At 71.1% G+C, this 12642-nt stretch carries 9 protein-coding genes; 4 read left to right on the top strand and 5 right to left on the bottom strand.

Features of this window, described 5'->3' with window-relative positions:
* Nucleotides 1-6 precede the first annotated feature (6 nt).
* Nucleotides 7-663, bottom strand: a complete 657-nt coding sequence (locus BLV96_RS40830) for an SH3 domain-containing protein (protein WP_086677497.1) — start codon at nt 661-663, stop codon at nt 7-9.
* 110 nt (nt 664-773) lie between these two features.
* Here BLV96_RS40830 and BLV96_RS40825 point away from each other — a divergent pair, with 110 nt between their 5' ends.
* The 3 genes from BLV96_RS40825 (at nt 774) to BLV96_RS40815 (ending at nt 6521) form a co-directional block, all read left to right on the top strand.
* Nucleotides 774-3713 carry an AfsR/SARP family transcriptional regulator gene (locus BLV96_RS40825; protein WP_086677495.1) on the top strand — a complete coding sequence of 980 codons (2940 nt, stop codon included), beginning with the start codon at nt 774-776 and terminating at the stop codon, nt 3711-3713.
* Between the two features lie 87 nt (nt 3714-3800).
* Nucleotides 3801-5030, top strand: a complete 1230-nt coding sequence (locus BLV96_RS40820; protein WP_086677493.1) for a hypothetical protein — start codon at nt 3801-3803, stop codon at nt 5028-5030.
* 255 nt (nt 5031-5285) lie between these two features.
* On the top strand, nt 5286-6521 hold the full coding sequence (locus tag BLV96_RS40815) for a glycoside hydrolase family 88 protein (RefSeq protein WP_086677491.1): 1236 nt from the start codon (nt 5286-5288) through the stop codon (nt 6519-6521).
* A gap of 36 nt (nt 6522-6557) precedes the next feature.
* On the opposite strand, the gene BLV96_RS40810 is transcribed toward BLV96_RS40815, so the two are convergent.
* The gene (locus BLV96_RS40810) at nt 6558-7013 is read right to left on the bottom strand and encodes a DUF4396 domain-containing protein (RefSeq protein ID WP_086677489.1); all 456 of its coding nucleotides are present in this window, start codon (nt 7011-7013) and stop codon (nt 6558-6560) included.
* A gap of 255 nt (nt 7014-7268) precedes the next feature.
* Between BLV96_RS40810 and BLV96_RS40805 the strand changes: the two genes are divergently transcribed.
* Nucleotides 7269-8276: an autoinducer 2 ABC transporter substrate-binding protein gene (locus tag BLV96_RS40805; RefSeq protein WP_208608464.1), complete on the top strand. Its 1008-nt coding sequence runs from the start codon at nt 7269-7271 to the stop codon at nt 8274-8276.
* Here the strand turns inward: BLV96_RS40805 and BLV96_RS40800 are convergent, their stop codons facing one another.
* From BLV96_RS40800 to BLV96_RS40790, 3 genes are all read right to left on the bottom strand, one after another.
* Complete coding sequence (locus tag BLV96_RS40800; RefSeq protein WP_086677485.1) at nt 8277-9839, bottom strand: esterase-like activity of phytase family protein; 1563 nt, start codon at nt 9837-9839, stop codon at nt 8277-8279. It lies immediately after the preceding gene.
* A gap of 283 nt (nt 9840-10122) precedes the next feature.
* Entirely contained in the window at nt 10123-11397 is a 1275-nt protein-coding gene (locus BLV96_RS51355; protein WP_091390272.1) for a DUF6923 family protein, read from the bottom strand.
* A complete protein-coding gene (locus BLV96_RS40790; protein ID WP_086683255.1) occupies nt 11394-12158 on the bottom strand; it encodes a bestrophin-like domain in 765 nt (254 codons plus the stop codon). The genes BLV96_RS51355 and BLV96_RS40790 overlap by 4 nt, the downstream gene beginning before the upstream one ends.
* Nucleotides 12159-12642 lie beyond the last annotated feature (484 nt).

Raw genomic sequence — 12642 nt, 5'->3', positions numbered from 1 at the left:
ACGCGGTCAGGCCGCGAAGTCGGTGAGCCCGTCGCTGCAGGACTTGAGGTCGGGCTTGCCCGTCGTGTAGTTGGCGACGCAGACCTTGTAGAAGACCCAGCCGCCGTGCGGGACGCTCACGGCCTTGTCGACCTTCGTGCCCTCGCCACCGGAGTTCCAGACGTAGAACGGCCCGGCGCCGCCCTTGAGCCAGTACGCGACGACGGCCGAATAGCCGTCCGCGTTCGTGTCGTAGACCAGGAAGTGCGAGTCGGACGAGCGGTACTGCCCCTCCCCCGCGCAACTGCCGGCGCACTGACCGCTACCCGAGCCGACCCCGCAGTCGGGCGCGATCCGCAGGTCGGAACCGGTGTAGACGTAGGTGTCCGAGATGTACCCGCCGAGTGCCGGCACGTAGTCCCACAACGTGCTCGTGCCGTAGGTCCCGGTCACTGAAGAACCACTGATCTGACAGTCGATGGTCACTGACGCGCCATTGGCGACGGTCTTGACGGCCGTGGCGCTCGCGGTGGGCGCCCGGCGGACGTTGAGGGGGTCGCCCGCGGTCTTGACGGTGCCGGTCGCGGCCGCCGACGCTTCGAGCGCGCCGCCCACCGCGAGCGCGCCGACCGTCGCGAGCACGACCACTGAGCCGGCCAAACGCCGGAGGTTCGAACGCTTCATGGCGGGAGCGTGACCGGGGCTCGTACACGACTCGTACAAAGCGCCCGCGGCGTGCGCAGACACTCCGAATGGATCTAGCCCGGCCGGCGATCGGGCCATAGCATCCGGTTATGGGGGAACTCATCGGGCAGGTTGAGGCCACCTCGTTTACCATCCGCGTCCTCGGACCGCTGGAGGTCACCGCTTCCGGGCGGGTGATCCCGCTCGGCGGGCCGAAGCCCCGGCTGCTGCTGGCCGCGCTGGCGCTGCAGCCGAACGTCGTCGTGTCCGCCGACGTGCTGGTCGAGGTGCTGTGGCCGGAATCGGCGCCGCGGTCGGCCGCGGCGAACATCCGCACGTACGTCCACTCCCTGCGAAGACGGTTCGCCGAGATCGACCCCGACCTGGGCGAACGGATCAGCAGCCGGGCCTCCGGCTACCTGCTGACCGCGTCGCCGGAGGAACTGGACCACCTCGCCTTCACGGCCTTGGCGGGCGAAGCCCGGGAAGCGCTCGACCGCGCCGACACCGAGAGCGCTCTCGGATTCCTCGACCGGGCCGACGCGCTGTGGCGCGGCGAAGTCCTCGAAGGACTGCCGCACGACCACAGCTGGGGCGCGACCGTCGCCCGGCTCACCGAACTCCGCCTGTCCGTCCAGGAACAACGCCTGCGCGCGCGGATCGACCTCGGCCGCAGCGGCGAGGCCGTCGCCGAGCTGCGCGGACTGGTCACCGAACACCCGCTGCGCGAAGAACTGTGGGCGCAACTGATCGTCGCGTTGCGCGCGGCCGGGCGGACCGCGGACGCCGTCGAGGCCTACGAATCCGCCGAGCGCGTCCTGCGCGACGAGCTCGCCGCCGAACCCGGCGCGCGGCTGCGCGAACTGCGCGCGACCCTGGTCTCCGAAACCGCACCCGCCGTGCGCGCGGCGGAGTTCGTCCCGGTCTGCCAGCTGCCGCTGGACCTGCCCGACTTCACCGGCCGCGACGACGTGCTCCGCGAGGTCGTCGGCCTGCTGCGCGAGCGCGCGGACTCGGGCACGCCCGCCGTCGTCGTGCTCTCCGGCGCCCCCGGCGTCGGGAAGTCGGCGGTCGCGGTCCGGGTCGCGCACGCGGTCCGCGACGACTTCCCCGACGGGCAGCTGCACGTCGACCTGGCCGGCACGTCGTCGTCGCCGCGGGCGCCGATGGGCGTGCTCGCCGAACTGCTGCGCGCGCTGGGCATCCCGGACGCGGGCCTGCCGCGCGAACCGGCGGAACGCTCGGCGCTGCTGCGGTCGCGGCTGGCCGGGCGGCGGATGTGCATCGTGCTCGACGACGCCGGCAGCGCCGCCCAGGTGCGTCCGCTGCTGCCGGGCGCCGGGGCGTGCGCGGTGCTGGTGACCAGCCGGATCCGGCTGCCCGGGCTCGCCGGGGCGAAGCCGGTCGACGTCGACCTGCTGCCCGAGGACGAGGGTGCCCGGCTGCTGGAGGGCATCGTCGGCGCCGAGCGCGTGGCCGCCGAACCCGAGAGCGCGGCGGCGATCCTGCGCCAGTGCGGGCACCTGCCGCTGGCGATCCGGGTGGCCGGCGCCAAGCTGACGCACCGGCCGGGCTGGACGCTGCGGCTGCTGGCCGACCGCCTGCGCGACGAGCACCGGCGGCTCGACGAGCTGCGCGTCGGCGACCTGGCCGTCCGCGCGAGCGTGACACTGTCGTACGACCTGCTGCCGATGTCGGCGGCGACGGCGTTCCGCGGGCTGGGCCTGCTGGGGCCGGTCCAGTTCCCGGCGTGGGCGGTCGCGGCGGTGCTGGGCCGCCGGGAGGCCGACGACGTTCTGGACGTGCTGGTCGACGGCCACCTCGTCGAGCTCGTCGGCTCGGATTCGGCCGGGCAGCCGCGGTACCGGCTGCACGACTTGCTGCGCGTGTACGCCGTGGAGCTGGCTGAGCAGAGTGACGCGGCGAAGACGCGTGCGGCACTTCGGCGGGTACTGACCAAGTACTTGGCGCTGGCTTTGGAGGCCGCGCGGCGGATGCCGTTGCACTTCTTCGGCATGTACTGCGACGACGAGCTGCCGCGGCCGGAGGTGCCGGCGGACGTGCTGCCGGACGACGCGGCGGAGTGGTTCGCGGCGGAGCGGCACACGAGTGTCGCGGCGGTTTCGCTGGCCGCTTCGCACGGTTTCGACGACCTCGCGTGGCAACTGGCGTCGGCGTTGACGCCGTACTTCGACCTGCGCGGCCACCAGGACGACTGGCACAGCACGCACACGATCGCGCTGGAGGCGGCCCGCCGGACGGGTTCACTGCGCGCGGAGGCGATCGTGCAGCGCAACCTCGGGCAGTACTTGCTCTACCAGGACGAGTACGCCGGTTCGCGGGTGGCGTTCGCGGAGTCGAAGGCACTGTTCGAGCGGATCGGCGACGCCCAGGGCGTGGCGATCGCGTTGACGGGACTCGCGACGATCCTGCGCATCGACGGCGAAGACGGCTTGGCGCTGGACCACTGCCACGAGGCACTGAAGCTGTTCGCGGAGGAAGGCGACCCGAACGGCGAAGCGGTGGCGAGACTGGGCGCGGGCGCGGTCTGGATGTCGCGAGGCTGCTACGCGGCGGCGAAGCGCTGGTTCACGGACGCCCTGGAGCTGTCGGCGGCGATCGGCGACCGCCACCGCGAAGCCCACGCGTACAAGAGGCTGGGGCTGCTGTTCCAGCACCAGGGCAACCTGGCGGCCGCCCGCGAGCACGTCGACCAGGCGATCGCGATCTTCACCGACCTGGGTGACGACCATTGCGTGGGGTACGCCAACCAGAACCTCGGCGAGCTGTGCCTCCACAGCGGGGACTTCGCGCACGCGCAGCTGCTGCTGGTGAACTCGTTGTCCGTGCACCGGCGCAACGGGGACCGGCGGTCGGAGGCCGAGGTTTCGCAGTTGCTCGGTGAGTTGCACCGGGCGCTTTCGCAGCCCGAGCGATCTCGGGACTATTCGGAGCGGGCTTTGGCGATTTGGCGGGAGCTGTCGTCTCGGCCGCCGGAGGCCGTGGGGTCGGGCTCGGTGGCGGAGTCGCCGCACATCGTTTCGGCCTGACGCACCTCCCGCTTGTACGGATCATGTACGCCGCCCGGCCAACCTTTCGCCACGTTCGAGTGAACGAGTGCGAGAGGAGAACCGGGGATGATCCGGATCATGAAGGCCGGCCGCGTGACCGCGGCGGTCCTGGCCGCCGGGGCGGTGACGGCGCTGGCCGGAGCCCCCGCCCAGGCCGCCACCACCGCGACCACCGCCACTGCCACCTGGCAGGAAAACGTGTCCACTGTGGACTACGACGACGTCAACGTGAGCGCCGCGAACGGAACCCTGACCCTGGCCGACGCCGCGTGGCACAGAACCGCGCAGGTCTTCGCCGGCAGTGAAGGCAGCTTCGTCACCGCCGAACACACCCTCGGCGCCGCGGCGAACCGCGTCAGCGCACAGCTCTCCGCCGACGCCCCCAAGGGCACCACCGTCGACGTCGAGGTGCGCGGCCGCACCGGCGTGAACGCCTGGACCGAGTGGACGCCCGCCGGCACCGCGTTCAAGACCGCCGTCAGCTCCGTTCAAGCGCGGATCAGCCTGCACAGCGACACCGACGGCCTCCGCCCGGCCGTCCGGGGTCTCGCCCTGAGCGCCGACACTGCCCCGCAAGTCAACGCGCTCGCCGCGGCCACCGCGCTGACCTACAAGGTCTACGGCACCCGCGAAGGCCTGATCGGCGGCAAGACCGCCAACGGCCACATCATCACCAGCCGCGACCACTTCGTCGCGCTGCCGTCCGGGCGGGGCCTGGCCCCCAAGGGCACCGGCGACTACAGCGTCCGCGTCTGCAAGACCGACAACAGCCGCTGCGAGTACGCCCCGGTGTGGGACGTCGGCCCGTGGAACACCAAGGACGACTACTGGAACCCGGCTTCGGTGCGCTACGAGTACAAGGACCTCCCGCAGGGCACGCCCGAGGCGTACGCGGCCTACCACAACGGCTACAACGGCGGTAAGGACGACCTCGGCTACAAGGTCGGCAACCCGGCCGGCATCGACCTCGCCGACGGCGTCTTCTGGGACGGCCTCGGCATGTCCGACAACGGGAACGTCAACGTCAGCTACCTGTGGACCGGCTCCGGCCCGACCGGCCTGGTGAAGACCGCCGGCGACCCGATGAACGTCCGGGCGAGCGCCAGCACCTCGGCCGCCATCAAGGGCCTCGCCGCGAACTACGCCCGGGTCAACATCGAGTGCTACGTCGAGGGTGACAGCGTCACCGGCACCTTCGGCACCAGCACCATCTGGGACCGGATCGGCGCCGGCCACTACGTGTCGGACACCTACCTGCAGACGGGCTCCGACCTCCCGGTCGCGCCCCACTGCTGATCCACGGCTCGAGCGAGCCCCGAGCGTCGCGTGGTCGACTGCCCTCACCCCGCGATGACGCGAAGGCCCGGCATTCCCCCGCCGGGCCTTCGCCCTTTTCTGGCGCGGGACGCGTTCTCGCACTGCGAATATCCCGCCCACCGGAACACCAATTCACAACCTTGAACGACTATCCGCCGGGTGTACAAGCGCCAGTCCGTTGTGGAAAACTTCCGGGAACCTGGAGCATTTCCCCACACGGAATGGCGGGCACCTGTGAGCGTTACCCGGAGAACCCTGCTGACCACCGCGGCCGGCGCCGCGGTGGCGGCGAGCGCCAGCACTTCGACGGCCGCCTCGGCGGCCCCTCTCGATGCCTCCGACCAGGCATCGGCCACCCGGACGCTCCGCCAAGCGGCCGATTACGCGGTGGCCAAGCTCCGCGCGGTGGCGCCCGGCGTCACCGCGTTTCCGGTCGGCACGAAGTTCGAGAAATGGACCTATTCGCAGAATGGCGACTGGGTCGGCGGATTCTGGCCTGGCCAGTTGTGGCTGGCCTGGCTGCACAGCGGTGACGAACAATTCAAGACCCTCGCGCTGGCGTCCGCGGAGAAACTGGCGCCGCGCCAGAACGACACCAGTACGCACGACCTCGGTTTCCTCTTCTACCCGTCGTGGGTGACCGCGTACCGGCTCACCGGCGACGAGAAGTGGAAGACGGGCGCGGTGCAGGCCGCGTCGTCGCTGATCAAGCGGTACAACCCGGCCGGGAAGTTCATCCGCGCCTGGGGTGCGCTGAACGACCCGAACAACGCGGGCCGCGTCATCATGGACACGATGATGAACCTCGATCTGCTGGCGTTCGCGAGCAAGCAGACCGGAGATCCGCAGTACCTCGAAATCGCCGTCGCGCACGCCAAGACCGCGCAGCGCAACTTCGTCCGCCCGGACGGGTCGACCCCGCACGTCTTCGACTTCGACCCGGTCACCGGCGCGCCGATCGGGCCGAACACCGTGCAGGGCTACAGCCCGGCGTCGTGCTGGTCGCGCGGGCAGGCGTGGGGGGTCTACGGGTTCACGACCATCCACCGCCGCACCGGTGACAAGGAGTTCCTGACCACTGCCCGGCGACTGGCGGACTTCGCGCTGTCGCACCTGACGTCGGACCACGTGCCGGTGTGGGACTACCTCGCCCCCCAGGCACCGAACGACATCAAAGACGCCTCCGCCGGGGTCATCATGGCCTGCGGCCTGCTCGACCTCGCCGAGATCACGCACCGCGCGCAGTACCGCGACGCCGCGCTGCGGATCCTCTCGGCGATCTCGCAGACGTGCCTGACGACGAAGTCGGCGCGGGCCGAGGCGAGCGTCGCGCGCTGCACCCGCAACCGGCCGGCCGAGGACGGCATCGAGGTGTCACTCCCCTACGCCGACTACTACCTGTTGGAAGGCATCTTGCGGGTGCTCGACCGGGCGAAGGTCGACCGGGCCGTCGACCTGTCGCGCGTCTGACCCGCCGACCGGGGAGGCCGCCACCTCCCCGGCCCGTCAGTGCTGGTGGTGCGCGTGCACCTTCGCGTGGCCGAGGCCGCGCCCGATCATCCACTTGTTCACCGGCACGGTGACGACGAACGCGATCGCCAGCGAGAGCACCAGTGCCAGCCAGAAGAGGAAACTGGCCAGGCCGGCGTCCATCGCCCCGGGGATCGCCACGACGACCGTGTTGTCGATCAGTTCCATGACGGCGATCGAGACGGTGTCCGCGGCCAGCGCGACCTTGAACGCGGCCGCCGCCGGCAGCCCCGACTTCAGCACGCCGCACATGGTCAGGCCGTAGCCGAAGACGAACGCGAGCACGATCGACAGGACGACGGTCGTCGCGTTGTGCAGGCCGAACGCCGTGCCGAGGACCATGCCGAGCACCTCACCGATCGCACAGCCGGTCAGGCAGTGCAGGGTCGCCTGGATCGCTGTCGCCCACGAAGCGCCGTGCTGTTCGTTCATGCGGGCGACTATACCCCTGCGGGGTATTGAAGCGTGTGTCTCGCGCGCCACAACGGACACGGATCGCCCGATCGTCGTCACCGACCGTGACCAACACCGCCGGACCGGCGAATATCCGCCAGAAACCCACGAGGTAGAACTCACTTCCGTAACCCTTTGCGCACATCCCGTTGACCACCGTTACACATGGCCCTACCTTCCCCCTTGGTCTCCACCGTGCGCAGACCGATCGAAAGTCCCGAGGAATGGGTGGGGATGCGAGGGCCGACGAAGACGTTCCGGCTGGTCGCGACGCTGCTGCTGGGTGCGGCGCTCGCGCTCGGGGGCTGCTCGGAACAGCTGGACGCGCCCGCGCCGACGCGGATCGCGTTCGTGCCGAAGGTCGACGGCATCCCGTACTTCCAGGCCATGAACACCGGCGGCCTCGAGGCGGCGAAGCAACTCGGCGTGCAGTGGTCGACCGTCGGCCCGAAGACCGTCGATCCCGATGCCCAGGTGAGCATCGTGCGCGATCTGATCGCCAAGAAGGTCGACGTCATCGTCGTCGCGCCGAACGACCCGGCCGCGCTCGCGCCGGTGATCGCCGAAGCCCGCACCAAGGGCATCCACGTGCTCACCTCGGACACCGACGCGCCGGGCACGCAGCGCGAGGTGTTCGTCAACCAGGCCAGCGCCCAGGGGATCGGCACCGCGCTCACCGAAGCGCTGATGAAGCGGACCGGCGGCACCGGCGAGTGGGGGATCGTCTCGTGTGGACCGGCCGCGGCGAACCTCAACGCCTGGATCTCCGTCCAGCAGGAGTACGCGGCCGAGCACTACCCGGCGGCCCGGCTCGTCGAGACGCTGTACGCGGGCGAGGACCAGGACAACGCGACGAACCTCGCCAAGGAACTGATGGCCCGCCACCCGGCGCTCACCGGCCTGGTCGGCGAGTGCACGACGTCGGCACCCGGCGTCGCGAAGGCCGTGCGCGAGGAGCAGAAGATCGGGCAGGTGTTCACCGTCGGCGTCGGGACGCCGCAGGCGATCAAGCCCTACCTGCTCGACGGTTCCTGCTCGCAGTCGGTGCTGTGGAACGTCGAGTCGCTGGGCTACCTGACCGCGTGGACGGCGAAGCAGGTCGCCGACGGCAAGCCGCTCCAGCCGGTCAACAAGGTGAGCCTGGAGTTGCCGGCGGTGAAGTACGACTCCGCGTCGAAGACCGTCCTGCTGGGCGATCCGCTGCTCATCACCGCCGACAACGTCGACCAGTTCAAGTACTAGCTACCGCACGTCGATCGTGACCGTCGCGGTGCTCGTCGCCGCGGGGAGCTTGGTCGTGTCGACCGCGAGGTACTCGCCGTCGTCCTGGCGGCCGTCCGGCAGCGTCTTCGGGTGCAGCGCGTACGGCGGGGCCGCGTTCGTGACGCCGTCGATGCCGAAGTCGTTGTCGTTGCTGATGACGAGCGTGCGGCCGCCGTCGGTAGTCGCGACGCCCTCGACCTTGTCGTGCCCGAAGAAGCCGCCGCTCGGGTCCAGGCCGGTGACCAGGGCGCCGAGGTCGAGGTACAGCTTCTTGCTCACCGGCGTGATCCCGGCGGCGGCGAGGTCCTTCGTCGCCTGGACGGTGGTGTCCTTGCCGACGTAGGCGTCGATGCTCTTGCCGCTGACCAGGACGCCGCCCTTGACGGCGTCGTAGCCCGCGGCGCGCGGGCCGACGTCGGTGGCGCCGGTCAGGTCGATTTCGTACAGCTTCTTGTACGCGCCCGGTTCCGGCTTGCCGTCGCGCTCGTCGACGAGGAAGCGCGTGGCCGAGAGCGCGGTGATCTCGCTGACCGCGGTGCCCGTGGTGTCCGGGTCGTCGAGCAGGTAGAGGTACTCGTGGGTGGCGCGCGTGCGCAGGTCGACGGTGACGATCCGCAGCGTGGTGACGTTGCCCGGCTTCTTCGTCAGGTCGGGCTGCTGCAGCGCGGACTGCATGACGCCGACGAGCGTCCGGCCGTCCGGGGTCAGCGCGAGGCCTTCCATGCCCTTGTTGGGGACGCGGTACTTCAGTTCGGCCGGCAGCGAGCCGTCGTACGGTGAGAGCCGCTCGATCGCGCGGCCGTCGCGGCCGAAGTGGGTGATGAAGGGGCCGTACTCGTCGGAGACCCAGAAGGTGCCGTCCTTCTGCGCGACGAGGCCTTCGGAGTCGTAGCCGTTCGCGGACTTCGGCAGGACGTTCCCGTTCAGGTCGACGATCTTCTCGCCGGTGTCGGCGAGCGGGCTGACCTGGCCGTTGTACGGGGTGCCGTCCGCGGCGCGCAGCGGGATGGCGCGCTCCAGCACGGCTTTCCCGTCGCGGAGCCGGAACTTCCCGATGGCCGGGGTGAAGGCGGGCAGCGGTTCGATCTTGCCGCCGTCGGGCGCGTCGACGTTGGGACCGCGGTCGGTGAGGCCGTAGAACTCGTCCCGCTCGCCGGGGACCGGGGTGAGCGCGGAGCCGTACGCGCCGCCCTTGATCGCCACGCCGCCGATCGTGGCGAGCGGCTTGAGGTTCGTCGGGTAGAGCTTCACCGCGTCGGAAACGGTGTAGGTGAAGGAATCCCGGCCGGTGAAGCCCGGGGCCGGGGTGTAGCGGAGGTGGCCGGCGGCGTCGAGGTCGACGGTCCCGTGCGCGGCGGCGGTGTGCCGGACGACGGCGGTGCCGCGGTCGTTGCGGAGCACGTCCGCGGTCAGGGCCCGCCCGGCGTGGGTCCGGAGGTGGTCGTCCTTCGCCCGCGGCCCGGGGTCGTGCGCTTCGGCCGGCCCGGCGGCCAGTGGCAGCGCCAGCACCCCGGCGACCAGGGCGATCGTTACCCGCTTCATCCCGTTTCTCCTCCTCCGGCGCGTGGACCCGCACCGGAGGAGGAGTCTCCGTGCCCGAAGTGGACGGTGGACGGCTTCGAGGAGGCCGGGGCGTTAACGGTCCCGCGGCAAGGTGTGGTGGTCACCTCAGCCCGGCCGCGGCGTGGCGGCCCCGGCGGCCGCGAGCGCCGGGCACCACGCCGGCACAACTCCGCGACGCACCCTCCGGAAGCCGGTCTGCCGCGGCTCGTCGTGAGTGGCAATTAGGGTTCTAACCCGAATTGCCACTCACGACGGGTCTGGGTCAGCGGTGCCGGCGGACGTGGCCCACTGCCGCGCCGGTGCCCAGGACCAGGATCAGGGCCGTCAGGCCCCAGCGGCGTTTCTCCTGCGTCCGCGCTCCCGTGTCCTCGACCACCGGCTGCGGTTTCTCCGTCGGCTGCACGCGCCGCTTCGACGGTGGCGGGGCCGGAGGGGGCTCCACCGCCTTCGGCTCCGGAGTGGCCTCCGGGGTCGGAGTCGGGGTGGGCGTCGGGGCCACCACGGCCGCCGGTTGCTCCACCGGCGGCGGCTGCGACGGCGGTGGCGGCTCCGGCGTGCTCGACGAAGACGGCGGCGGAGAAGGCGTAGTGGTCGGAGCCGGTGACTCCGAACTGGTCGTGGGAGGCGGAGGCGGAGGTGGCGGTGGCGGCGGCGGAGCCTCGGCGAAGCACCCCGCGGCGTCCCCGCTCACCAACGCGGGCCCGGTCGACACCTCGACCGCCGGGCCCGAACCGTCCCGGGGCAGTCGGTAGGTCACGCTCCGGCGCCCGGCCCGGTTGGCCGTCCCGTAGATCGCGTCCGGTGCCAGCACCACCGACCCGTACGCTCCCCCGCGCGGGAAACGCAGTCCCGGCACCACCACGACCTTCCCCGTCGCCGGGTCCAAGGTCACCACCGAACTGTCGCCGCGCGAAGTCGTCGACACCCCGTACAGCAGGCCGGACGCCGAGTCGTACGCGAAGTCGTCCACGCCCACCGCGAGCGACACCGGCCGCAGCGCCGTCCGGTGGACCACCCGCACGTAGTCCGCCGACGCCGGGTCGACGTCCACTGTGTACAGATCGCTGTCCTGCCTCACGTACCAGCGGTTCCCGGCGATCGCGCCTGCCGTCGCGCCGGTGACCTGGCTCCACACCGGACGTTGCGCGCCCGCGCGGCCGACCACCCCGAGGTCCGTCACCGCCCCCGACGCGTCGATCCGCACCGCGTGCGCGCCGTGGTCGTAGCGGCCTCGGCGCGTGCCGTCCGCGACGCCGTAGACGACGTCTTGCGAAGCCGAGTACCCCATCGCGTTGATCCAGTACCCGGCCTGGGTCAGGCGTTTCGTGGTCCCGTCGGGCAGGGACAGCAGCCGCAACGTCGTCGGCGCGCCGTCGCGTTCGTTCTCCGCCTGCAGGATCGTGCAGGTGCCCGGGTCCTGGGCCGCCGGCCGCTTCGAGGACGACGCCGGTGCGAGCCAGCCCGTCGCCGCCAGCACCGCCGAGACCGCCGCCGCCACGCCGAGCATCGCCGCCCAGCGGGCCCGCGTGCCGGTCAAGCCAGCCGGTCCAGCGCGTTGGTGAACGCCTCCGCCGACACCTTCGCGCCCCCGCTGAACGGGTTCTGCAGCTGGTAGATCGCGAAGAGCAGCAAGGTGATCGTGCCGGCCAGCGTCGAGACGATGATGACGTGCGCCGCCAGCCGCGTGCCGCCGAACAGGTTGGGCAGCAGGATCGCGGTGATCAGGCTGCCGAGGATCAGCGCGAACCAGACGACCGCGCCGACCCCGCCGCCGCCCGCGTTGTTCAGCCGCTGCGTGCGGGCCTGGTACACCGACCAGAGCTGGTTGCTCGCCTCGGTCTTGCGGTCGATCGCCCAGTCGCCGTCGACGTCGGCGGCCGCGACGGCCTGGCGCATCTGGTCCAGCTGCGTCCAGCCCGTGGCGGCGATCTCGCCGCCGTCGGCCAGCCGCGGCCACTCCTGCTGCTCGACGGTCCGGGCGTAGGCGACGGCGAGCTGGTGCACGCGGTCCTTCGTCTCGGCCGGCAGCGCGTCGGCCGCCCACGTCGCCGCGACCAGGCTGTCCGCTTCGGTCTGCGCGTCCTGGCTAGCCGAGCCGACCGAGTCGAACAGCGAGATCAGGATGAAGGCGACCAGCACCGCGTGCAGCCCGCCGACGATGGTGAACACCTGGCCCGCCGCGTCGTTGTTGTCGGGCCGCCCCTCGTCCCAGCCGAACCGGCGGACCAGGTACGCGATCACGCCCCCGACGAGGGCCGCGCCGGCCACCCAGAGCCCGCCGGCCACGAAGATGTTCATCCACGTCCTTTCCGCGCCGGCGCATTCACGCCGGGAAGGTCAAGTTAGTCCACGCATTTCCGGCCGGACAACCGGGTATTGTTCGATTCATCCGAGTGGCCTCACCCACGGCGTGATTGTCGCCGGTTCGGCCCAGTTCGACGGCGCCCCGACGGCCCGTGCCGCTCCCCGCAGCGACCACTGATTCCCCTTACGAGCAGGGCGTCTTCTCGACCGGGTGACGCTTGCGAACCGCGGGTGACGATCGGGCCGAACGCCGTGTCCGAAATGGTCGGGTGTCGAACAGGTGATTCCCGCGTGGGACCCGATCGTGTCATTGTGCGCGTGGACGCCGTTGCTATGTTGATTCTTCGTTGCCAGTCCCGGGCAATCTCGGCTTCCGAATGATGGGGTGGTTTTCGCTGTGACCGTCACCGACCCGGTGGACACCGACCAGGCACCACTGAGCCTCGGCCGGGCCGCCGCCCGCACCCTGGCGACCACG

The organism is Amycolatopsis pretoriensis, from assembly GCF_900107925.1.
GTDB classification, from domain to species: domain Bacteria; phylum Actinomycetota; class Actinomycetes; order Mycobacteriales; family Pseudonocardiaceae; genus Amycolatopsis; species Amycolatopsis pretoriensis.
Note: the sequence above shows the minus strand (reverse complement) of the source record. Positions and strands in the feature narration are given on the sequence as shown.

Excerpts from the sequence above, each read along its gene's own strand:
- BLV96_RS40830 (WP_086677497.1), bottom strand. The coding sequence starts at position 663 with ATGAAGCGTTCGAACCTCCGGCGTTTGGCCGGCTCAGTGGTCGTGCTC.
- BLV96_RS40825 (WP_086677495.1), top strand. The coding sequence starts at position 774 with ATGGGGGAACTCATCGGGCAGGTTGAGGCCACCTCGTTTACCATCCGC.
- BLV96_RS40820 (WP_086677493.1), top strand. The coding sequence starts at position 3,801 with ATGATCCGGATCATGAAGGCCGGCCGCGTGACCGCGGCGGTCCTGGCC.
- BLV96_RS40810 (WP_086677489.1), bottom strand. The coding sequence starts at position 7,013 with ATGAACGAACAGCACGGCGCTTCGTGGGCGACAGCGATCCAGGCGACC.
- BLV96_RS40805 (WP_208608464.1), top strand. The coding sequence starts at position 7,269 with ATGCGAGGGCCGACGAAGACGTTCCGGCTGGTCGCGACGCTGCTGCTG.
- BLV96_RS40800 (WP_086677485.1), bottom strand. The coding sequence starts at position 9,839 with ATGAAGCGGGTAACGATCGCCCTGGTCGCCGGGGTGCTGGCGCTGCCA.
- BLV96_RS40790 (WP_086683255.1), bottom strand. The coding sequence starts at position 12,158 with ATGAACATCTTCGTGGCCGGCGGGCTCTGGGTGGCCGGCGCGGCCCTC.